Annotated in this window: 16 protein-coding genes; 4 read left to right on the forward strand and 12 right to left on the reverse strand. The window is 48.5% G+C overall.

Annotated features, from left to right (window positions below; genetic code table 11):
- Positions 1 to 36 precede the first annotated feature (36 nt).
- Entirely contained in the window at positions 37 to 1,473 is a 1,437-nt protein-coding gene (locus WH45_RS21040; protein ID WP_046216372.1) for a dihydrolipoyl dehydrogenase family protein, read from the reverse strand.
- Positions 1,474 to 1,773: 300 nt separating this feature from the next.
- Between WH45_RS21040 and WH45_RS21045 the strand changes: the two genes are divergently transcribed.
- Positions 1,774 to 2,424, forward strand: coding sequence for a hypothetical protein (locus WH45_RS21045; protein WP_046216373.1), 651 nt, complete (start codon positions 1,774 to 1,776; stop codon positions 2,422 to 2,424).
- Between the two features lie 71 nt (positions 2,425 to 2,495).
- Positions 2,496 to 3,080, forward strand: coding sequence for a hypothetical protein (locus WH45_RS21050; protein ID WP_046216374.1), 585 nt, complete (start codon positions 2,496 to 2,498; stop codon positions 3,078 to 3,080).
- A gap of 359 nt (positions 3,081 to 3,439) precedes the next feature.
- Here WH45_RS21050 and WH45_RS21055 read toward each other — a convergent pair whose 3' ends face one another.
- The 3 genes from WH45_RS21055 to WH45_RS21065 all read right to left on the reverse strand — a co-directional run bounded on the left by WH45_RS21055 (position 3,440) and on the right by WH45_RS21065 (position 9,881).
- Positions 3,440 to 6,337 carry a DUF5704 domain-containing protein gene (locus WH45_RS21055; protein WP_407668046.1) on the reverse strand — a complete coding sequence of 966 codons (2,898 nt, stop codon included), beginning with the start codon at positions 6,335 to 6,337 and terminating at the stop codon, positions 3,440 to 3,442.
- Between the two features lie 537 nt (positions 6,338 to 6,874).
- Entirely contained in the window at positions 6,875 to 8,095 is a 1,221-nt protein-coding gene (locus WH45_RS21060; protein WP_052723898.1) for an S-layer homology domain-containing protein, read from the reverse strand.
- Between the two features lie 586 nt (positions 8,096 to 8,681).
- Complete coding sequence (locus WH45_RS21065) at positions 8,682 to 9,881, reverse strand: ROK family protein (protein WP_046216375.1); 1,200 nt, start codon at positions 9,879 to 9,881, stop codon at positions 8,682 to 8,684.
- Positions 9,882 to 10,102: 221 nt separating this feature from the next.
- Here WH45_RS21065 and WH45_RS21070 point away from each other — a divergent pair, with 221 nt between their 5' ends.
- Both WH45_RS21070 and WH45_RS21075 read left to right on the forward strand, forming a co-directional pair.
- Positions 10,103 to 10,723: a hypothetical protein gene (locus WH45_RS21070; protein WP_046216376.1), complete on the forward strand. Its 621-nt coding sequence runs from the start codon at positions 10,103 to 10,105 to the stop codon at positions 10,721 to 10,723.
- A gap of 167 nt (positions 10,724 to 10,890) precedes the next feature.
- Positions 10,891 to 11,574, forward strand: coding sequence for a hypothetical protein (locus tag WH45_RS21075; RefSeq protein ID WP_046216377.1), 684 nt, complete (start codon positions 10,891 to 10,893; stop codon positions 11,572 to 11,574).
- A 232-nt stretch (positions 11,575 to 11,806) separates the two neighbouring features.
- Here the strand turns inward: WH45_RS21075 and WH45_RS21080 are convergent, their stop codons facing one another.
- The 8 genes from WH45_RS21080 to WH45_RS21115 all read right to left on the reverse strand — a co-directional run bounded on the left by WH45_RS21080 (position 11,807) and on the right by WH45_RS21115 (position 20,329).
- Positions 11,807 to 13,174: a TraB/GumN family protein gene (locus WH45_RS21080; protein WP_046216378.1), complete on the reverse strand. Its 1,368-nt coding sequence runs from the start codon at positions 13,172 to 13,174 to the stop codon at positions 11,807 to 11,809.
- Between the two features lie 196 nt (positions 13,175 to 13,370).
- Entirely contained in the window at positions 13,371 to 14,492 is a 1,122-nt protein-coding gene (locus tag WH45_RS21085) for a M23 family metallopeptidase (RefSeq protein ID WP_235338442.1), read from the reverse strand.
- 170 nt (positions 14,493 to 14,662) lie between these two features.
- The gene (locus WH45_RS21090; RefSeq protein WP_046216405.1) at positions 14,663 to 15,910 is read right to left on the reverse strand and encodes a TraB/GumN family protein; all 1,248 of its coding nucleotides are present in this window, start codon (positions 15,908 to 15,910) and stop codon (positions 14,663 to 14,665) included.
- A 44-nt stretch (positions 15,911 to 15,954) separates the two neighbouring features.
- Entirely contained in the window at positions 15,955 to 17,292 is a 1,338-nt protein-coding gene (locus WH45_RS21095; protein ID WP_046216379.1) for an ABC transporter permease, read from the reverse strand.
- Positions 17,285 to 18,190 (reverse strand): ABC transporter ATP-binding protein, encoded by a 906-nt coding sequence (locus WH45_RS21100; protein WP_046216380.1) that lies wholly within the window; start codon positions 18,188 to 18,190, stop codon positions 17,285 to 17,287. Before WH45_RS21100 ends, WH45_RS21095 begins: the two co-directional genes overlap by 8 nt.
- Entirely contained in the window at positions 18,187 to 19,155 is a 969-nt protein-coding gene (locus tag WH45_RS21105; RefSeq protein ID WP_235338443.1) for an ABC transporter ATP-binding protein, read from the reverse strand. Before WH45_RS21105 ends, WH45_RS21100 begins: the two co-directional genes overlap by 4 nt.
- Before the next feature lie 26 nt (positions 19,156 to 19,181).
- Positions 19,182 to 19,565 (reverse strand): GntR family transcriptional regulator, encoded by a 384-nt coding sequence (locus WH45_RS21110; RefSeq protein WP_046216381.1) that lies wholly within the window; start codon positions 19,563 to 19,565, stop codon positions 19,182 to 19,184.
- A 47-nt stretch (positions 19,566 to 19,612) separates the two neighbouring features.
- Positions 19,613 to 20,329 (reverse strand): ABC-2 transporter permease, encoded by a 717-nt coding sequence (locus WH45_RS21115; RefSeq protein ID WP_046216382.1) that lies wholly within the window; start codon positions 20,327 to 20,329, stop codon positions 19,613 to 19,615.
- Positions 20,330 to 20,527: the final 198 nt, after the last annotated feature.

Here is a 20,527-nt window from a genome sequence, read left to right on the forward strand (position 1 = left end):
TGCTTTTTTGTGATGTTAGCGAAGCAAGACCGTAAGTTAGATTTTCAGCATATAGCCGATATCGGATGCTGCCGTCGGATAGGCATACAGCACATCCCGCATCTGATCGATCGTCAGGTTCAGCCGGATCGCGACGGCGAAATGGTTGAGCAGCTCGTCCGCTTCTCCGCTCAACAGATGAGCACCGAGAATTTTTCGGGTGTTGGTGTCGATAATAATTTTGGCCATTGCGGCTGGTTCATTGGTACGCTTGTACGTATACCAGGACGACGTATCAAATGTATTGATCTTTACATGATTCCCCAGCTTGCGGGCTTCCTCTTCCGTTATGCCGAGCGAACCCAGTTTGGGAAGGGTAAAGGCTACACTTGGCATCTCCCGGTAATCCGGTGTACGTGTATTGCCGTTCAGCAGATTATGGGAAGCGACCTGCGATTCCAGACTTGCGAGCGGCGTGAGCGGCAGTCCCGGAGAATCGGTGCAGTCACCTGCAGCATAGACGCGCGGGTTGCTCACACTTTGCATGTATTCATTAACATGAATGCCCTTTTTGCCATATTCCACATTGCCCTGTTCCAGCTGCATATCCATAATATTGGGCATCCGTCCAGCACCATGCACGACCAGTTCGCACTCCAGATGCAGTTCGTTATCTCCTTCTGTACCACCGTTCTGACTGGCACGGATTAGATAGCTTGCGCGGCTGGCAGCATTGGCGGTACGACCGTTTTGTTCATTTGCCACTGACTGATCAGTCTCTCCGCCGGATAGCTGTTCAATGGATTGCAGCGATGTATTCAGATGAATCTTGATGCCAATCTCCCGGCTTCGTTTGACCAGTTCCTGTACCAACTCCGGATCGAATCCTTTGAGCGGCTGTTCATCCTTATGCAAAATATGTACCTCTGCACCTGCACGGGCAGCGATATGCGCAAATTCAAACGAGATATAACCGCCACCGACGAATACGAGCGGAGAAGGCAGCTGTTCCAGATTCAGAAAATGGTCGCTGTCTGCCAGATATTGCTCCCCTTCTACCGATAATGGCGCAGGCTTGGCACCGGTGGCAATCAGGATGTGCTTGCCAATCAGCCGTTGGCCCTCCACTTCAATCGTATCCTCGCTGACGAATCTGGCATGTCCGTGAAACGTATGAATGCCTGCATCCTGCAGCTTCTGTTCATGTGCATCGGGGATATAGTCGGTAAATGTATGCTTGAAGGCCATCAGATCCGGCCAGTTGATGCGGACACTGTCCTGCAATCCTTTGCCGACCATCCGTGCGGTACGGTCGACCAGCTCTGCTGCTCCGACCAGTACCTTTTTGGGATCGCATCCACGCAGTGCACAGGTACCACCATATTCGCGTGAATCGATAATGGCGACTTCCCAGTTCTGTTCACGACAGGCTTGAGCCGCAGCAGCTCCTGCACTGCCGGTACCGATTACAACGAGATCAAAATGCTGTTCCATCAATTATCGCCTCATTTATCTGAATTCAAGTCACCTGGTTAGAAGTCACTCTCTTATTCTTTTAAACTTCAAATGACAACCACAATCGGCGGCACTATTACGCAATGACGAAACTGGTGGCTATAGAGGACAGTGACCGATATCCTACCGTTTTATGCGACTATTCAACCAATTTCATCGATATACGGCCTGATCTGTCATTATATTGCATTTCTTACCTTTTCAGTCTTTCTTTTTCATGACTTAACGTGTTAAATTGTAAAAATAATCTAATAAATACATAATAGAGGGGTTACTAACATGAAGAACAAATTACTACTGACCTTGATGCTCGCAGCACTGGTTACGACTTCCTCCGCACTGCCTGCCAGTATAACGTACGCAGCGACAGATGATGCACCCGACGGCAGTTATACGATGGATCTGACCAGCAATGCAGACGACAGCGCAGATAGCGCAGCGCCTGCTGAAGACAATGCTGACCAGAGTATCTCCGACGGTGAAGACAGCTGGGCAGACGCCGATCCCGCACTGATCGAAGAAGCGAGTCAGTTCCTCGAATACTCCGATAAAATGGAACCGCTGTTCACGTACGAGACCAAAGCCTGGGATGCCTATAATATTAATGAATACGTGAAAAGCTCCAACCGCAAACAGGAATACAAGCTGATGACCTACACCGTGGTACCTAACTATACCAAGTTCGTATCCGGCATCAAGCTGGTCAAACCACAAAACGCGGAACTGGCCAAAATCCATGCCAAATATGTAAAAGGGGCCTATCTGGAACTGGAAGGATTTGTACTGTACAAAAAATACGTATCCAGCGCTACACTCAATGATGCCATCCTCAAACAGTCCAAGCTCAAACTGCAGGCAGGCGGCAAGCTCATCGACCAGTTTAATAAAGAAATCGATAAATATGTCAGCAAATTCGATGCACTGCAGTAAAAGCATTTAATTGGCACTGCATAACGATCAGTCGCCAAAATATAATCATATTCCAAGGAGTTAACCGAACCATGAAAAAGAAATTAATCCTTTTGCTGGCGCTATCCTTCCTGCTGTCCGGCACCAGTCTGTTCCCGCTGAGTTCTGTCCATGCTGCAGGCGACCAGACAACCAGCAGTTCCGCATCTACCGAAGAATCCACCAGCGATGAACTGAGCGAAGATTATGCAGATCTGGACCCGGCCCTTATCGCAGAAGCAAACGATCTGCTCGATTACCTGGATCAGCTGGGCAAAATTGCCGCCTATGAAGATAAGGCTGTCGATACGTACAATTCGGTTCGTTATGTCACATCGTCCAACCGTAAAAAAACCTATACAGCCATGAACAATACCGTTGTTCCAAGCTACACCAAGTTTGTCACCGGCCTGAAGCAGATCAAGCCATCCACACCGGAACTGGCTAAAATTCATGGCAAATACATCAAAGCCGCTTCCCTGCAGCTGCAGGCGCTGACCCTGTTCAAAAAATACGTATCCACTCCTCAATTGAAGTCCGCCACACTCAAGCAGGCGAATCTCAAAGTGGATGCAGGCATCAAAATGCTGCATGAATACTATGAGGACATGAAACAGTATTCGAAGAAATTCGAATAACCGGATTGGTTGCTTGGGATACAGAGGTATGCTATAGCTGCAAAAAAAGCCACTGCTCGAATCATAATTCCCTATAGGGTATGGATGATCCGGGCGGTGGCTTTTTTGTGGTTGTGTTTCTTCTTGTTCTTATATCTGTATTTATATTCGTATCTGTATCTATATTCGTACCGGCATTTCATTTGCACTTATAGTGGTAATTGAATTTCATGCTGCTTTTATCCATCCAGTCCCCGGTTGAACAACATTTGGGCTGCAAGTAATCTCAGAGTTATTTCCACGGTGTAATCAGGATCATACTCCGATCTCTTACAGCAGAAAAAGCAGTTCCGGATATTCGCATAGCAACAGCCAGTCAATTAATGCGTTCCTCTTGAAGTAAAGTCACCGTATGAAGACTGGTCGGTATCATAGAACAATACGTCACCATCTTCCACCCGGTATTTTACCTGATAAGGATCGGTTACAAAGTGATCCCGGCTGCCATCGGTATTGTCGTACCCTTCCATGCTCCACCACTGGTTGCTCAGCGGGGCATGGATGTACTGCAGGTGAGGATGCTGGGTGTCTGCGTTCACGATACTTTCAATATCAAAATTCACCGTGATATACCCATTTTTCAGAAAGACCGGTGACTTCTCATCCAGTACATGACTGCGTCCATAGGCGGCCAGATCGGTTCCTCCGGGCACCACATACACCTGCGCAGGCAGGCTGTATTCGCCGTACCACTGTTGTACGCTCGCTGTTACTCTGGACGGTGAAGCGCTGGCGTTTTCTGGACGCTGCTCCGCTGACTGGATAAAAGTACGCAGCGGCGAAGGCAGCAGCTGGATATCATATCCGCCAGTATAGGTCGTCTGGTTGGCTCGCTTCTGAAAAGCGGCAATATACTGCGCCTTGCTCTGCGTCCATCCGGTAGACAGCTCATAGATCGCTGCGGCGGTATCGATCAGATCCTGGGCCGGTACATTGCGCAGCCGCTGATTCAGCGTGACCATACGCCGCTCGGTATCCTGGCTGGAGCCGATCCGGATAAACTTCCGCTCGTCGGTATGGTAATACAGATCGACCGGCACGCGTTCTGGTGCGGTAGACGCATCTTTGTCCTGGTAAAAGAATGTCGGAGTGATTCGAATGCCATCTTTGTCACCAAACATATTGCCTTTCGTTTTCAGATCGAATTTGAAATGGTAACCGGTTTTTACAGCAACATTTTTGTAGCCAGACAGAGAATGACTGCCTCGCATAATCGGCAGGGTATAAGGAGCTGTATTGCCCCTCGCTGCTCCGTCGATACTGCCGGTTCCTACCCAGAAAGATTTACCTGTCGGTTGGCGGCTGCCGCTGCTCTGACGGAAGACACTCTCCCAATTAAAGTCGGCAATATCGGTCACATGGAAATCGTACAGCCGTCCAATGACTTCTACTGCTACCGTATCGGTGGCCACATGATGCGTCAGATTCGTATTGGCATCCGGCTGGGTCGTGAACCCGGTCGGAGCATTCTCGGCGATATTGCGGAAATAGACCGTATAGTCGCCTTCATCGACCCAGACGGGCAGTACAAACACAGTATCCAGTTGACTGACCGGGACATCGATCCAGGTATTTCTCGGATAAAAGTGCTTGCGCTGCTGGTCATAGACGTCGAACGGGAACTGCACCTGCTTGGTTTTGAAATACTTGGCATACTCCCGGCTACCATAACCGGGATAGGTCGATCCATCCAGATGCTGCCCGGTAGTGGGGATACGCACGGTAAACGGGCGATCCAGGATCAGCGCCATCCGGCTCGGGTTGGGCACGGTTTTCTGGTTATGAGCCTTGTCATCCGAGATGGAGGCATAATCGACGACCGGTGTATGTACGGTGACGGTATTGATGTTCTGGATCGGAAAATTTTTATTGCCTGATCCCTGTACATTCTCACTCAGCATGGAATAGAAAATGGTTCCACTGGATGACGTACTCGCCTTGTTGACCAGCTTGCTGCTGATCAGCTGGGCACCTTTGTACAGCACTTTTTCGCCGGAATCCTTGAATGAACGGATTTTGGCTGGTGCAGGGATTTCTTTAGGCTGTGGACCGATTTTCTTGACCCAATCGCTGTTCATAACTTCGGTCTTGTTATTATTAAACGTAAACTGCAGTCCATCATTACGTACCTGTGGATCATCCGTCTTGCCTTCGGCCATGTTTTTCAGCTTATCCCGGTCATTGGGAGGCGTAGGGCGACCGCTTTTCCCACCGTTGACCGTTGGTGGGTTGTAGTTAATCGCACCGGTCTCGTCCGGTCGAACATGATCTTTGACATTGCTGCTGTTTGTTTTCTGTACTTTGGGTGCGGAATAGCCACTCACTGGCAGCGTTACCGTTCCACCCGGCAGTGCATAGTTGTTCATCACTGCATGATCGATACCCAGCACTTCCAGCAGATTGATTTGCCAGTAATCATAGTCACGTGTGAAGCTGAATGAATACGATTTGGTTGCGGAACCTGTTTTGGTTTTCCATTTGTCCTTGTTGTTTTTCTCCTGCCATTTAAGGCTGTACTTCACACTGATTTTGCATTGGTATTCAATTTTGCCTTTCATTTCCGTAAATTTATGCTGGAACAGATAATTGTATCCCCAGGCATTAGCATACAGATTGTCGCTGGTGGGTATTCCTCTAGTCGCATCGAAGTGACGTCCATTGGCAGCGTCATCTCCAAGAATATGTCCGGAAGCTTCCGGATTCATAACCGATTTGGCGATTTCCTGTGAGCGAGTGGGCGGCAGAATGGTGAACGTGCAGCTGCCCGAAGGTGGAGTAGGCGTTTCCTCTTGACCGACTGTAATTTCTACACTATCTTTCAGATGCCATACGCCATCCTCAGATTTCCATTCTGCTGATACTTTTGTAGTTCCTTTGGCGAGTGCAGTAACCTGTCCAGATGGACTCACCTGCGCTACAGATGGATCGGAAGATACCCAGCTAGTTTGCGAGCGAGTTGTGATATCCACCCAATTATCTCCAAATTCCTGCTCGTTGTACTCTTTTGTGCGAACCTCCGCTTTCAATTGAACAGTATTTCCTACTTCAAGACTGGAATTCTCCGTCACTTGGATTTCTTTTTTTTCTATGGCATAACCTGTGTAATTGATTAGGAGTGGCGTGTAGTATTCAACTTGTCGTTTATCATAGCCGTCTGGTCTGGTGCTGTATTTGGATTCATCAGAGAAACTATAGGGATACCCTGTCTCTGTTTGGATTACAGCAAAAATACTGCCTTTTGTATAATCAATGCTCTTTCCACCATACAAGAAATTTTCTTTGTTTCCACTGCCTGTATAAGCAGACTGTTTATCAAACTCTACCTGTTCAAATCCTAGCTCGCTAATATATTTTTGATCATAAGGGTTATTATTTTTATCTCTCATGCTTTTAGGCGGATATTCATCTACGGTAATTTTATCTGTAACTACATGTGCCAGTGGATAAGTATCATTTTTTGACCCATGAGTTCCTGTTTCATAATTATCGTAACCGTTATTCCTAGAAGCAAGCCACTTATCCTTATCGGTTTGAATCCATACAACCTTAGGATTCGGATTACTTATTCCACTTAATGGTATTTTTAACGTTTGAACTTTTACCGGACCTTTTGGGCTAACCACTATATTAGAAGGATATCCCAAAGACATATCTCTACTATAAGCAGAATTCCCAATAAAATTTGTTGTACCAAATGCTAAAATAGCAATTAGTAATAGAAGCTTAAACTTTCTTTTCATGTTTTCACCTATATCTTAACTGGATATTCCAAAGAATGAGCCATCACTTGCTTGATAGGTTTCGTGTGGATTTTTTACTGAAATAAAGTTGGATACCCATACATTCATACCAGATTCATTTCCTACATACTTACTAAAAACCTTTTTAGCTTCGGTTGTAGGCAATGTCAGATAACCAAATTTTTTGGGGAGATCATTGCGAATCGCCATACCAACAGCCAGAGTATCTAAGCTGGAATTCATATAGTTACCTATACTAAATTCTTTTACTGTAGGGTAAATAGTTTGTTGTTCATACACACGGTAATATTCGTTTTCGTTTCCTTTATCATCACTGTCAGCTACAAATACAGATTGATAAATCCCTTTCTTATTAGTCCAATTCCGTGTATCTACTACAATGAAATAGTTCAGTGTTAGACGTCCCCCACCATTTCTAAATTTCATAGGTTTAAATTGTACATTTTTAAAAGGGGTAACTCCTGTGTTTAGATTTGTTAGAACATTAAGGTTCGTCCCCGTCGTCCCCACCGCTCTCAGCTCTTTCAAACCGGTAAAGGTATCCGCTCCCTGCTTTTGCACATCCGCCAGTCTCATCAAAATAACGGCTGCTTCCGCACGTGTTGTTGTCTTGGCCGGACCAAAATTCCCATCGGCATAACCGGACATCAAGCCAGTTCCAAGAGCTACCGATACATAGGGATAGTCACTTTTGGACAATGTTTTTTTGAAGTACTCCGCTACTGGTATGACAGTCTCTGCCGTATCGCTCATCGCCTGCTTATAATCCGTATCTGCTGCAGCCAGACCAGACGTCATCCATTTGGCCATTTCCTTGCGCGTTAGTGGTGTAGAAGGCTTGAAGCCATTCGGGTAATCGGCAGAAGTAATAAATCCTTTGGCTGCCGCATCTTTTACACCTGCTTCACTCCAGCTACCGCTTAAATCTGCAAAGCTTCCAGCTGTGCCGGTCGCCGGATTGGTCGATACCCGGTCCAGCAGTACAGCGAACTCCGCACGTGTCACCTGTGCACCAGGCTTGAATGTACCATCGGCATAGCCTTTGAAATAGCCTTTAGCAACAGCCTGTTCAATAGCGGTCTTGGCCCAGTGTGATGCGGGAACGTCCTTGAATGAAGCAGCGGCGCTGGTTTGCTGCGCCGCCGGAATACTGATTGCCAGCATCGAAGCTGCAATCACGGACAGGATGGTCTTTTTCATCATTTTGGTTGGCATAGTTACTTCCCCCATATACGTATTTTGGTGAACTGCTGAATATAATCCGTACATTTCTTACTTACACCCTCGATACTCTAATCGGGGCATGTTTACTTCGATTACCTTTTTCGGAATATCCAGCATTTCCAGTTTGCCGATATCTCAGTAATCATAAGGATGCTTGAAAGAAAATTATTCTCACAATCAATAATGGCTGTTGTAGAGCCGCAGGTGGGCTCTCATTCTCATCGTTCATTCCTCCAATTATGCTTGGGTCGTACTTTAACGAATGTCTGGCTTATGTAGGTTCATTTTGACAGTCTGTTGTGATGCCTCACTGCCGGGACATCCCTTATGTTTATCGGAAGAAACGGGATTTTCGAATAATCCCATTCTCCTGATCGGATGTCATCGCGCACAAAAAAAGCACGCAAAATGCCCAAGACATTCAGCGTGCTTCGCTTTGATCCCTACTCGGTCTATCAATATCCATATCTTATTTCAGTAGTATATTATTGTCAATTACTTTCTTGCTTGCTTCCTATGCACTCAGGTCTGACATCAATTGATATCGCCGTTCAACCAGTTTCTGCTAACATCTGTATTACATGTCCATCTGCGACATGATCATCACCGCCGCTCCGACCGACACGGCCTTGTCCTGCAGAATTCCTCTAGAAAAGGCGGGCTGAAAGCGTTCCTCGCCATAGATTTGCTTTTTCGCCACCGCTATCGCCGTGTCATAGTAACCCGGGTCCGCATTGATCAGCGCGCCGCCCAGAATGACCTTTTCGGGCTGCAGCGTATTGATCAGATTGGCGAGGCCAATTCCCATATAACCGGCCGACTGGTTAAACATCTCCCGCAGCACCGGGTTGCCTTCATTCAGTGCCTTTACCAGCGTATCAAAATGAATCTGCTCCGGCTGCAGTGGCTCTCCGGCTCCCCTGAGTTCCAGACCGATCATGCTCCTTTGCCGTACCTGCTGTTCCAGTGCCTGGATGGATACGTAGGCTTCCAGCGCACCATAATTTCCTTCATCATGCAGTCGTGCACCGCCAGCCTGGACGACCATCTGTCCGACGGCGCCTTCCTTGTCCATCGCTCCCCTCACCAGCTGGCCGGATGACAGAATCGCCGAGCGAATCCCTGCTCCGGCATTGACGTACAGCATATGCTGGATGTTATCTTCCCGCATCGCCCAGTGCTCTCCGATGAGTGCTGTATTGGCACCATTATCGAGCCGGGCAGACAGTCCGGTACGCTCGGTCAGCATCCGGCAGATCGGCACATTTTGCCAGCCGGCTGCCGGGAAATGCGCCGGGCTCACAATCGTTCCCTGCCGGTGATCCAGCGGGCCGACAGCGCCAACACCTATGCCGAGAATCCGTTTACGGCTCAGATGGCGCTCTGCCAGCGCCTCCTGGATACGGGCAGCGACATAATCGGCGAGCACTTCCGGTTCCATCTGTTCATCCATCTGCCAGCGGTGTGTATATAATGCATTCATACGCAGATCGTACAATCCCAGCACCGAATAGATCCGCGAAATATCCAGTCCGAAAATATACCGGTGGCCGGCATTGATCCGGTACAGTGTCGGTCTTCTGCCACCGGTCGACGGTCCAAGACCCGATTCGACGATCCAACCTTCATGCAGCAGTTCATCCAGCGTCCGGTTCAGACTGCTGCTTGTAATATCGATATCTTTCATCAGTTCAAGCTTGTAAACGTCATCCTGAACGGCTATCCGGTCGTACACCTGCCGTTTTAACGTTTTGGCTGTAGTCTGATACACAATCATTCATTCTCCCTGTCCTTGGTAACTTTGGCTGCGAACAGCACCTTGTTCTATTGTATCTTCCGAACTGCCGAATAACCACCTGTATCCTGCACAGGCCTTTTCATACATGACAATAAAAATAACAGCTTTTACCCAAATTCACCTTGGATATTCCATTTTCTCATCATTTTGCCGATATGAAGAAAGAAGACAATATACATAGATTTAAAGGAGAGAAACCATTGAAAAATTATCGTTTGATCACTTGGCTACTAAGCGGTGTACTTCTGGCATCGACTGTATTCCAGCTGCCTGCCGTCGCTTCTGCCGACCCTGCTGCGGACTCTTCATCTGCTGTTGCTCCTATTATGTACGAAGATATTCTGACCCAGCCTTCACTTCAGGCAGACTTGAAGCAATATCTGAGCGCCTACCGTGAACTGGTAGAACCGGATATGCTGGACGCTTATGATGATTACGTCATCTATTTAACCACGACGCTAAAACACCGGAAATATGAAGCTCTGGCCAATACGGCATATCAAAAATACCGTGTGGATTCCGTCAAGACCCGTGTGCAATCGTATAACGGTATGACCCATTCCGTTATACCCAACTATAAGAAATTCGTTTCATTGATGAAAACGGTAAACCCTGCTGATTCCAAATTGAACAAGCTTCATCAAAATCTTCTTAAAGGGATAAGCCTGCAACTGGAAGGTTTTCAATTGCTGCAAAAATATTTTAGCAAAGCCAAGCGCGATGATCTTCTCTTTTATAAAGCCAATAATAAACTGAAATCCGGCAAAAAGTGGATCGATCAATATAATACGGAATTATTTAACTATGTAGCCCAATTCTAGATTGCTGCTCCACAGCTGCTAAATACTGATTTTCCTTAGGCGCTTGCAGGATACCAGGTATCCACTGCAAGCGTTGTTGCCATATCCGCCAGATTTGAAATGCCTTCCTTTTAATGGTAAAGTCTTTCTAAACATCCATGTAGGACATAAAAGGAGGACAATTACATATGAAAAAGTATACTTTTCTGCTGCTAACCCTGGTGATGAGTGCGTCACTGCTCGGATGCACCCAGCAAAGCAGCCCCACAGCAACCAGCAGCAACCAACCAGCAGCCAATACGGATACCAATACAGCCACAACGGCTCCCACGGCAACAACTACCGGTGAATCCGTAGCTGCCGGCAAGCAGGGGGACAAAGTAAGCGAACAACAGGTACAGGCCGCAATCGCAGTGGCGAAGAAGTACAAAGAAACCGAATACACCGTACCGGACTACAAAAATCTGGATATCGAGTTTCAGATACCTACGGAAACGGACGATCCGCCCAAGCTCCCGCCTTCCATACAGCAGCACTATGATCAACTGCTCCAGTATGCTACAGAATCAGCGTTAACCTATACCCTGGAAAATCGTCTGCTTGATGTGCCGCTGCGATTGGCCATTCATGGGAAATCTCCAGTAAGTCCGCAGCAGTTGGAACTTCATGCTGATCCTGTGCTCAAGGTGAAAGGCATTATGGAAATTGACTACAAGATGAACATCCAGCTGGATCGAACCAAGGAACAGCTTCCTCTGGAAGGCACCATGCAGCTGCAGCAGATCGATGGGCAATGGAAAGTCATTCATGATGCTTACGATTCCACTGACCTTAGTAATCTAATTAATCGCTTTATGACCACCAGCAAATAACAGATCAGCGGCATCGATACACTTATCCAATACCACTAGATCGATATGAAATGTATTTCAAATAAAATAGCCCATATTTTATTTGGAGAAAAAGCTTCTCAAGGATCATTGAACAGAATAACCATACAAAAAAACCGCCAGACTCAATGATTGAGTCTGGCGGTTTTTGACAGTGTCCATGCCTGGTATGCAGCGGAATACATCGTTGATTCTTTTTTTGTATTAACTGAAATTATTTGCGTGTAACGGTGTAGCCTTTTTTCTCCAGCAGTTTGATAATGCCGTCATCGCCCAGATAGTGGGCTGCTCCGACCACCACAAAGTACTGCTGGTTGCTGCTGCTTTTCAGATAGCCATCGATCTTGTTGGCCATGCCGATATTGCGATCGACTAGGATCGCTTTGTGGTATTCCGGCTCCACTACGGTGCTGTTGGTTACTTCCATCAACGCTTTTTCGTCACCGGTCTTCCACATCTCGGCCATTGCTTTGGTGGTAGCATCACTTTCCTGATTGCGTTTTTCATCGAATGAAGCCAGTGTGCCGTACAGTAATTTCTCCTGCAGTTCATCGGAGAAATTATTGAGCATCCGCAGCTGGGATTCTTCCGACTCCAGTCCGACTACCGGGATATCGCGCTCTGCAGCCTTTTTGATAAAGTGCAGATCAATGCCCAGTTCGGAATCAAAACCGGAATCATCGGTTGCAAACGAGGATACGATCATTTCGGCGACCCATGGTTTGAAGCGGTCCAGCGCACCGGACCTCATGTCGTTGGCCTCCAGAATACGGCCAAGCTTCTCGTATGTATAGGAAGAAATATGATTGCGAAGATTGCTGCCATCGTGATACATGCCTGTCTCCAGTACATGCTTCTGGAAGTCTTCTGTCGATTCTCTCGTAATATCCACTTCAACACTCAGGGAATCCGCTTCGGCAAATGCCTGCTCGTATTCCTGGCGCAGCGGGTAAAAGCTGGCATCGGCCACATGCATGGAGCCTACCAGATAGACGGTATTCCCGTTGTTCTTCACTTCCCACATAAAGCCGCGCGCACCGGTCTGGGTAGGTTCTGCTGTTGGTGCTGTACTTGCGTTGGCTGGCGCAGGTGTTGGTGGCGTTGGTACTGGTGGTATTGAAGTATTGTCTGTGCTTGTTGTGCTCTCTGCTGCCGGGCTGCTGGTCGGTTCGTCGGCAGTCGGTGCAGATGCACTGGAAGTCAGCTGGATCGTACGGGATTTGGCATTCCAGCTTACCTCATAACCCGGCAGTTCGCCAAAGGTACGGATCGGCACGTAGGTAACGCCTTTGATCTGGGTTGGTTTGCTTTTGATTTTAATGCTTTTGCCATCCACAATGACGGTGATGCTGTCCTTGGATGCAGATACCAGCTGAATGCCCATCGCTTTGAGGGTGGAGCGCAGCGGAACCAGTGTCGTCTGTTTTTGTACGGTTGGTGCACCACCGGTGCGGTATTCCACTTTGTGATCATTGACTTTGACGACCAGCGGCTGTGCTGCGCCAGCCATCGTCGGTGCTGCAGTGGTCAGCAGTCCCGCTGCCAGTACCAGAGGCAGTAATTTCTTGTGCCAGGATTTCATCGCAAAACTCCTTCTGAATATTATCTTTTTTTGGATGCGAACGGGCTGTCTTTTTCCTTTGAATCCCGGCATGCAGACCAAGCTGGACGTGTCTCTTTAACTATTGCATATCCCCCTTGGAATCACAATATTTTCTTGCAGAACAAGAAGATATTGTGAGTTATAACATGGCAAATATGCCTGGGCGTCCAAATGATTATTCGGGTTCTACTATCTTGCTGTTGGTCGCGTCGACAGTCTCGCCTTTGACCGGGTCCAGATCATTGACCCAGTGGATACGGATCGATGGATCGGTCATTATATCCGGTCCGCTGGATACCTGGAAATGCATATGTGCTTCGCTGGAATTACCGGAGTTGCCGACTTTGCCTATAGGATCGCCCGACTGGACAGAATCACCTGGCTTTACGGTAACCGATCCTTTTTGCAAATGGCCCAGTATGCTATATTCACCGCCGTGATCGATCACGACCATATTACCGCCCGGCTGCCTAGGATTCATTTCACCGACTGGCTCGTTATCGGCGATATTATTGACGATTGATACCACTTTGCCATCTGCTGGTGCAAGTACCGGTTGGCCGAATGCATAATAGCTTTCGTTCTTTTCCGGATCGCCGCTGTAGGACATACCATCCTTCACCTGTACGAGATCATAGGCGTACCGCTGGGATTCTACGGCATAATGATAATTTTGTATCACATTGGTACCTCCCCAGAATACATACCATTCCCCGTCAAATGGCATCCGGTAGGTAGTTTTGGACAGTGTATTATCGGTCGCCGGGAACTGCTCGATCGGCTGCAACTGCATGCCGGCGATCTGGCCATCCTTCTCCAGTATGCTGATCAGTCCCAGCTTGTTATTATCGCTGATCCAGTTGTACTGGATGTATCCATTCAATTCACCATTTAATTCGATTTCGTCGCCCAGAGACTTGAAGGATTGAATACCCTGCAGCATGGACTTGGAGCTCTGCAAATCTTTTTCGGATACCTGCTTTTTGAATTCATTTGTCATCTGGGCATAAAGCTGACTGGTCTGACCGGACAGCAGGGCTGTCGGAATATCCTCCGCCCGCAATTTGCCTGCTGTCGTACCCTTGGCTGTATTACTGTTGTCCTTCATGTCTGTTCCTTCCTCCTTTTGCTGTGGCGCAGTCGTTGCTGCTTCACTCGTTGTAACGGGTGAAGCGCTGTTGGTACTGTCCTGTCCGCATCCGGCGAGAAGTAGGGCTGCCAGCATACCGGAAGTGAGCAGGTGATTACGGTTTGTCTTTTGTCGCTTGTTTCCTGATGTGGAGTGCATGATTTTCATTGGATATTCCTCCTTGATCACAAGTATAAACAAGTTTTCAGGTACAAAGAAAGAGCTGTCCTGAAATCAAACAGCTCTTTTGCAAATTCCCTCTTAACAAAGAATTCTTAATATATGCATCTTTACTGCATATATACATTTTTACTGCGCTAAACCTGTTTGGGGAGCAATTATTTCCGTACGACTTTGTATCCTTTATTCTCCAGAAGCTGGATAATTCCATGCTCACCCATATAATGCCCGGCACCTACCACGATAAAGTATTCTTCCTTTTTGCCATTTTTCAGATAACCATCGATCTTGTTCGCCATACCGATATTCCGGTCCACCAGCATCGCCTGGTTGTATTCTGCGTCACCGGACATAAGGTTGGTGAATTCCAGCAGCGCCTCTTCATTGCCGGTTTTCCACATTTCTGCCATATGGCCGATTGCGTTATCCTCTTCATCGTAATGATCCAGGGCGGTATTAAGGTTTTTCTCCTGGAGCTCCCGGGAGAAGTTATTGAACATGCTCAGCTGGGATTCATAACTTTCCAGCTCGATAATCGGAATTTTGCGCTCCATTGCCTGCTGGATAAAATGCAGATCTATACCGGCAGATGCTTCATACCCACCTTTGGCTGACTTCAGGGTAATGACCGTCACTTCCGCCACCCATGGCTTGAAAGGGTCCAAGGCATCCGGTTTCATACCGTTTTTCTTCAGAATCTCACCGAGCTTGGCATATGTCTCGCTGGAGATATGATCCTTGATGGTGCTGCCATCCTGGTACATGCCCATTTCCATAACCAGCTTTTGCTGCTCTTCACCGGCTGCCTTGCTGATATCCACCTCTACACCCAGATGATCGGCTTCGGCAAAAGCTTCTTCGTATTCTTTGCGCAGCGGGTAGAAGCTGTCATCTGCCAGGTGCATGGAGCCGACAAGATAGACGGTGTTGCCGTTGCTCTCCACTTCCCACATGAAACCACGGCCGCCCGCCTGGGATGTCTCCGATGCAGGTGCAGTCGCAGTAGCGGCTCCACCATTTTGGGAGATCATCTGGACCGTGCGTGTTTTCGCATCCCAGTGGACTTTGTAGCCTGCTGCATCGCCGACAATCCGGATTGGCACATAGGCAACACCGTCGATTTGTGTCAGTTTGCTTTGCAGGGTAACGCTTTTGCCATTCACAACGACAGTAATGCTGTTTTTGGTCGTGCCGGTCAGTTTGGCATCCATTGCTTTCAACGTGGAGCGGAGCGGTACGAGCATTGTTTTCTCATTAATAACCGGTGTGCCGGTGCCATAATCGATCTTCTGGTCATTTACTTTGACGATCGTTGGCTGCGGTGCGGCCATGGCTGGAGCGGATGTACCTGCGAGCAGGCTGGCTGAGATGGTCAGGGACAGAAGCATTTTTCTCCAGAGTTTCATTTGCATGGGATTAGGTCTCCTTTGATGGTAGGGTATGAAACACTTTAGATCTTGTAGGCTTTCATCGCTTTACGAATTTCTTTCCAGCTTGGACGCTTGCCGTACATCAGTACGCCAGTACGGTAGATCTTGGCTGACAACCAGCCGAATACAAAGATCGCAATCAGCAGAATAACGATCGAGATGGTCAGTTCCCACCATGGCATATTACCGAGTCCGATCCGTACAATGGCTGTCGTCGGCGAGAAGAACGGGATATAGGAAGAAATCTTCATCAGCAGCGAATCCGGATTGGTCATGCTGAAGATTCCGATGTAAAAGGCAGCCAGCGTCAGTACGGTGAGCAGCGATACCGCCTGTCCCAGATCTTCGGTACGGCTGACAATGGAACCAACCGCCGCATACAATGTGGAGTACAGGAAGTATCCCAGCACATAATAGATCAGTCCGAGTACGGCGACTTCCCATGACAGATTGCCGATATGAATATCAAACTGTGCCAGCACCTGCTGGTAATAGGGCAGCATCAGATGGACGAGGAACACGGCTGCATACAGCCCCATCTGTGTTAATCCCACCAGGAAGATACCGATAATTTTGCCGAACATCTGTGTAAGTGGCGAGACGCTCGTAATCAGAATCTCCATAACTCTGGAGCTCTTCTCTGCCGTGATCTCCGAAGCGATCATATTGCCGGTCATTGTCAGGGAGATGAAGAACAGAATAATGAGCAGGTAGACGAGAATATAATTTTCCAGAGTAAGCTGGCTCGGCTGGCCATCCGGACGATCCATATCATCCAGTGCGATCCGGGTCAGGCTAACCGGTGTGCTGATTTCATCCAGTTGTGCTTCTGTCAATTGGCCGGTAGTGACAGAGCGGACCTTGGCTGTCTGGGCCGCGGCCTGCAGCATACTCTGTACAGTTAGGTTGTTTTTCTTGCTGACATAGGTGATCGATGGGAACGTATCTCCGGCAGCAGGCTTTTGCAGCAGCAGATAACCATCGAGCTTGTCATCCTCGATCTGCTTGCCCAGCTGCGCAGGATCTGCAGGCTTGGTCTGCCATTCGATCCGGGTTTGTTCGCTTCCATTCAGTGCCATGCCGGCACCTGAGCTGCTGTTACTGTCTCCGGCAGCTGGCTTAGCAGGCTGCTTACCCATGCTCTCGCGAATCTGTTCGGCAACTTCTGTATATGAACCAGAAGCGATCCCGATACGAACCAGATCCTTGTCCGATTGACCGGAGAATAACTGGATAAAATAAGGAACATTCAATCCGATCACGAGCAGCAGCAGCAGGGTAAGCGTCGTCCAGCGAAAAGCCTTGGTCTTCGTTTTGTTCCGATACGTAAATCCGATAACTGCACCTAATTTATTCATGAGATGATCCCACCACCTTAATAAAGATTTCATTCAGCGTCGGTTCCTTGATCTCAAACTGGTCGACCGCTCCCTGCGACATGGCCATTTGCAGGATATGCTGTGCAGCCTGCTCCTGTTCGATCCGAATCAGATAACGGCCGTTGTCCTGACGGGTCACTTCGGTGACTCCTTCTATCGTCTCCAGCCCCTGTACTTGTCCAGACGTGCGCAGTACAACCTTTTCACGGGGATAGCTGTTTTTGATCGTATTCAGGTCGCCCTGCAGAACAGGTTTGGACCGGCGCAATACGGTAATATGCCGGCACAGCTCCTCCACATGCTCCATTCGGTGAGTGGAGAACAGAATGGCGGTACCTTCCTTGCGCAGCTCCAGTACGACCTGCTTGAGCATCTCTACATTGACCGGGTCCAGACCGCTGAACGCTTCATCCAGAATCAGAATCTTCGGCCGGTGAATCACGGCAGCGACGAAGCCCATTTTCTGCTGATTGCCCTTGGACAATTCCTCGATTCGCTTCTCCCGGTATTCCATCGCGTCAAAGCGCTCCAGCCAGTAATCGAGACTCTGCCGGGCATCTGCTGCCTTCATCCCGCGCAGCTGGGCCAGATACAGCATCTGATCGCTGATCTTGACCTTGGGATATAATCCCCGCTCTTCCGGCAGATATCCCATCATGGACTGCAGCTCGGTACGATAAGGCTGTCCGTGATAGCGGATGCTGCCTCCATCCGGGTGAATGAGTCCGAGTACCATCCGCATGGTCGTTGTTTTGCCTGCTCCATTGGCTCCGAGCAGTCCGTAGATTTCGCCTTCTTCCACTTCTAGCGACAGATGATCTACGGCGGTATGCCCGGCATACTGCTTGATGATGTTATCCAGCATTAACGGATTCATGAATGTGCCCCCTTGCCTGTTTTCAGATGGTGATCCTTTACCCAGCAGGACAGCAGTTCTTCCCATTCCAATCCGTGTACCTGCGTGATGATACCGCTCTCTTCCGCTGTCTGCTGAAGGGTCTGTGCATCGGAAGTAATAATACGCACCGAACCGTCCGGTTTACCATCCCATTCGATAATGCCCGGACATTCCCGCAGCCATTGCAGCGCCTGCACATCCTGTCCCGGATTGATCCATACTTCCTTCCACTGCTGATAGAGTTCATCCTTTTCCTGCATGCCGCAGATCTGTCCTTCATGCATCAGCACCACATAATCGGCCAGCCGCTGCACTTCTTCCATCCGATGAGTGGTGATCAGTATGGTCAGGTCTCCCTGCTCCATCGCCTGGTTCAACATAACGATCATATCTTTCCAGGCAAAAGGGTCCAGCCCGGACGACGGCTCATCCAGCAGCAGCAGTCTCGGCTGGGCCGCAATCGCTGCAGCGAGTTCGAATTTCTGACGCTGCCCTTTGGAGATTTTGGAAAGCAGTGCGTCTGCCGGAACATCGAATGCCTGCAGCATCTGTTCAAATTGCTGCTGATCCCAGCCCGGGTACCACTGAGAGCGGAACTGGGCCGCTTTGCGAGCGGTCATGCGGTCTTCTTCACGTGACGGCTTCTCCGATACATAGGCGATCTGCTGTCTAAGCTCAAGCGGCATCTCTCCCTCTACTGTCTGCCCAAACCAACTGATCTCTCCGCGATCCGGGTACAGGGTGCGCAGCAGCATATGGAGCAGCGTACTTTTGCCTGTACCATTCTCACCGACGAGAGCGGTGATGCAGCCCTGCGGCAGTGACCAGTTCAGTGGGCCGACCATATGCTGTCTGCGCCCCTTGCATACGTCTTTGAGTACGATAACCGACTCCATATCGGCTGCACCAATATCCTTCATGTCATAAGTGGTAGTCCTGTTCATTGTCCATCATCTCCTGTTTAAGAATCCTATTCACGAGTATCCAGTATTTCCTGAAAAAGCTGTTCGAGCTGCTGGCGGTTCCAGCCGAGACTATAACTGCGGTTAATCGTTTCGCTCATGAGCTGCCTGATATTCTCCTCGCCCATTCGGGTTCGTGTCTCCTGCTCGACCCGGGTGACAAAGGTCCCGGTGCCCTGCCTTGTCCGCAGCAGTCCTTCATTTTCCATATCCTGATAGACCCTGCGGACCGTAATGACGCTGCATTTGAGATCAGAAGCAAATTCACGGATCGAAGGCAGCAGGGTTCCCTCTTCCAGCTGACCGCTGATAATCAGGGCCCGCAGCTGGTTTTCGACCTGACGATATAACGGCTCTGCACTGTTCTCATTGATTTGTACCGGTATTCTCATGGTTGTATCCTCCGTATCGTATACTTCTTGCCCTCCCTGTGTCGTATTCACATCAGATCACGTCGTTTGGCTTTCCGATCGGTCATCCAAAATGCGATAAATATCGCCGCACTTCCCGCTGCCAGCAGAATCCAGGGAAGCGGTGAAGCCAGTCCGCTTTGAAGTGATTGACGCAGCAGCTGACCCGAGATATTCCAGTTGCTGAATGAGCCGATAGCGCCAATGATAATAATCACTGCCAGTACGATCAGGTTATACATTCGGTACTGCTTATAATTGGTGGTGAACTCCCAGTAAATGTAGATGCTCAATAGTATTAATCCGATACCCGCCCAGGAAAGAGCAAAAGCGAGATAACCGCTCAATGTCATATCCGGGATATGCCGGGCACCGAGCACATAGATGACGGTGAAGAATAAAAGCGAGTTATAAATGAACATAATCAGCATCTGCTGCAGCCGGCTCCCCAGCACCGCTGCGAACGGGATCGGCAATGTGCGATAGTAGGCGAGCATCTCGTTGTACATATCTTCCTGCATCATCCGGAAGGCCCGGCGGGAATAATCAGTTCCCAGCATCAATGCCGATATCAGCATAATAAAGTCGATTAAGCCGGAATCCAGAACTTCATCAACGCTTATAAGGTAAATGCCTCCTATCAGCAAGCTCATGTACAGCATGAATGCGGTCGCCCATACAAACATCATCCGGTTCTGCGTGATTTCCTTGCGGGTGATTACCCAGCCATTTTTAAAGTCGAACATAATTACACCCTCTCTGTGATCATTGTGTATAGTGTGTATATCCTTAAGCACAGTATATACACACTATACACAGTATGCAACCCCTTTTGGAAAAAAAATAAAAAAAGCCCCCTGGCAAGAGGAACTGCACCCCTTAAAATGGACATTAGAAAACCCCTCGGTTAAACTAATGAACATTTGGGGGTGCATTTTTCATGA

Origin of the sequence: Paenibacillus wulumuqiensis, from assembly GCF_000971965.1 — a bacterium.
Classification (GTDB): Bacteria; Bacillota; Bacilli; order Paenibacillales; family Paenibacillaceae; genus Saccharibacillus; species Saccharibacillus wulumuqiensis.

What these genes read in the sequence shown, in the direction of transcription:
- WH45_RS21080 (WP_046216378.1), bottom strand. Translation starts at nt 13,174, where the DNA reads ATGAAATCCTGGCACAAGAAATTACTGCCTCTGGTACTGGCAGCGGGA.
- WH45_RS21060 (WP_052723898.1), bottom strand. Translation starts at nt 8,095, where the DNA reads ATGCCAACCAAAATGATGAAAAAGACCATCCTGTCCGTGATTGCAGCT.
- WH45_RS21115 (WP_046216382.1), bottom strand. Translation starts at nt 20,329, where the DNA reads ATGTTCGACTTTAAAAATGGCTGGGTAATCACCCGCAAGGAAATCACG.
- WH45_RS21045 (WP_046216373.1), top strand. Translation starts at nt 1,774, where the DNA reads ATGAAGAACAAATTACTACTGACCTTGATGCTCGCAGCACTGGTTACG.
- WH45_RS21040 (WP_046216372.1), bottom strand. Translation starts at nt 1,473, where the DNA reads ATGGAACAGCATTTTGATCTCGTTGTAATCGGTACCGGCAGTGCAGGA.
- WH45_RS21105 (WP_235338443.1), bottom strand. Translation starts at nt 19,155, where the DNA reads ATGAACAGGACTACCACTTATGACATGAAGGATATTGGTGCAGCCGAT.
- WH45_RS21110 (WP_046216381.1), bottom strand. Translation starts at nt 19,565, where the DNA reads ATGAGAATACCGGTACAAATCAATGAGAACAGTGCAGAGCCGTTATAT.
- WH45_RS21090 (WP_046216405.1), bottom strand. Translation starts at nt 15,910, where the DNA reads ATGAAACTCTGGAGAAAAATGCTTCTGTCCCTGACCATCTCAGCCAGC.
- WH45_RS21065 (WP_046216375.1), bottom strand. Translation starts at nt 9,881, where the DNA reads ATGATTGTGTATCAGACTACAGCCAAAACGTTAAAACGGCAGGTGTAC.
- WH45_RS21100 (WP_046216380.1), bottom strand. Translation starts at nt 18,190, where the DNA reads ATGAATCCGTTAATGCTGGATAACATCATCAAGCAGTATGCCGGGCAT.
- WH45_RS21050 (WP_046216374.1), top strand. Translation starts at nt 2,496, where the DNA reads ATGAAAAAGAAATTAATCCTTTTGCTGGCGCTATCCTTCCTGCTGTCC.
- WH45_RS21095 (WP_046216379.1), bottom strand. Translation starts at nt 17,292, where the DNA reads ATGAATAAATTAGGTGCAGTTATCGGATTTACGTATCGGAACAAAACG.
- WH45_RS21075 (WP_046216377.1), top strand. Translation starts at nt 10,891, where the DNA reads ATGAAAAAGTATACTTTTCTGCTGCTAACCCTGGTGATGAGTGCGTCA.
- WH45_RS21085 (WP_235338442.1), bottom strand. Translation starts at nt 14,492, where the DNA reads ATGAAAATCATGCACTCCACATCAGGAAACAAGCGACAAAAGACAAAC.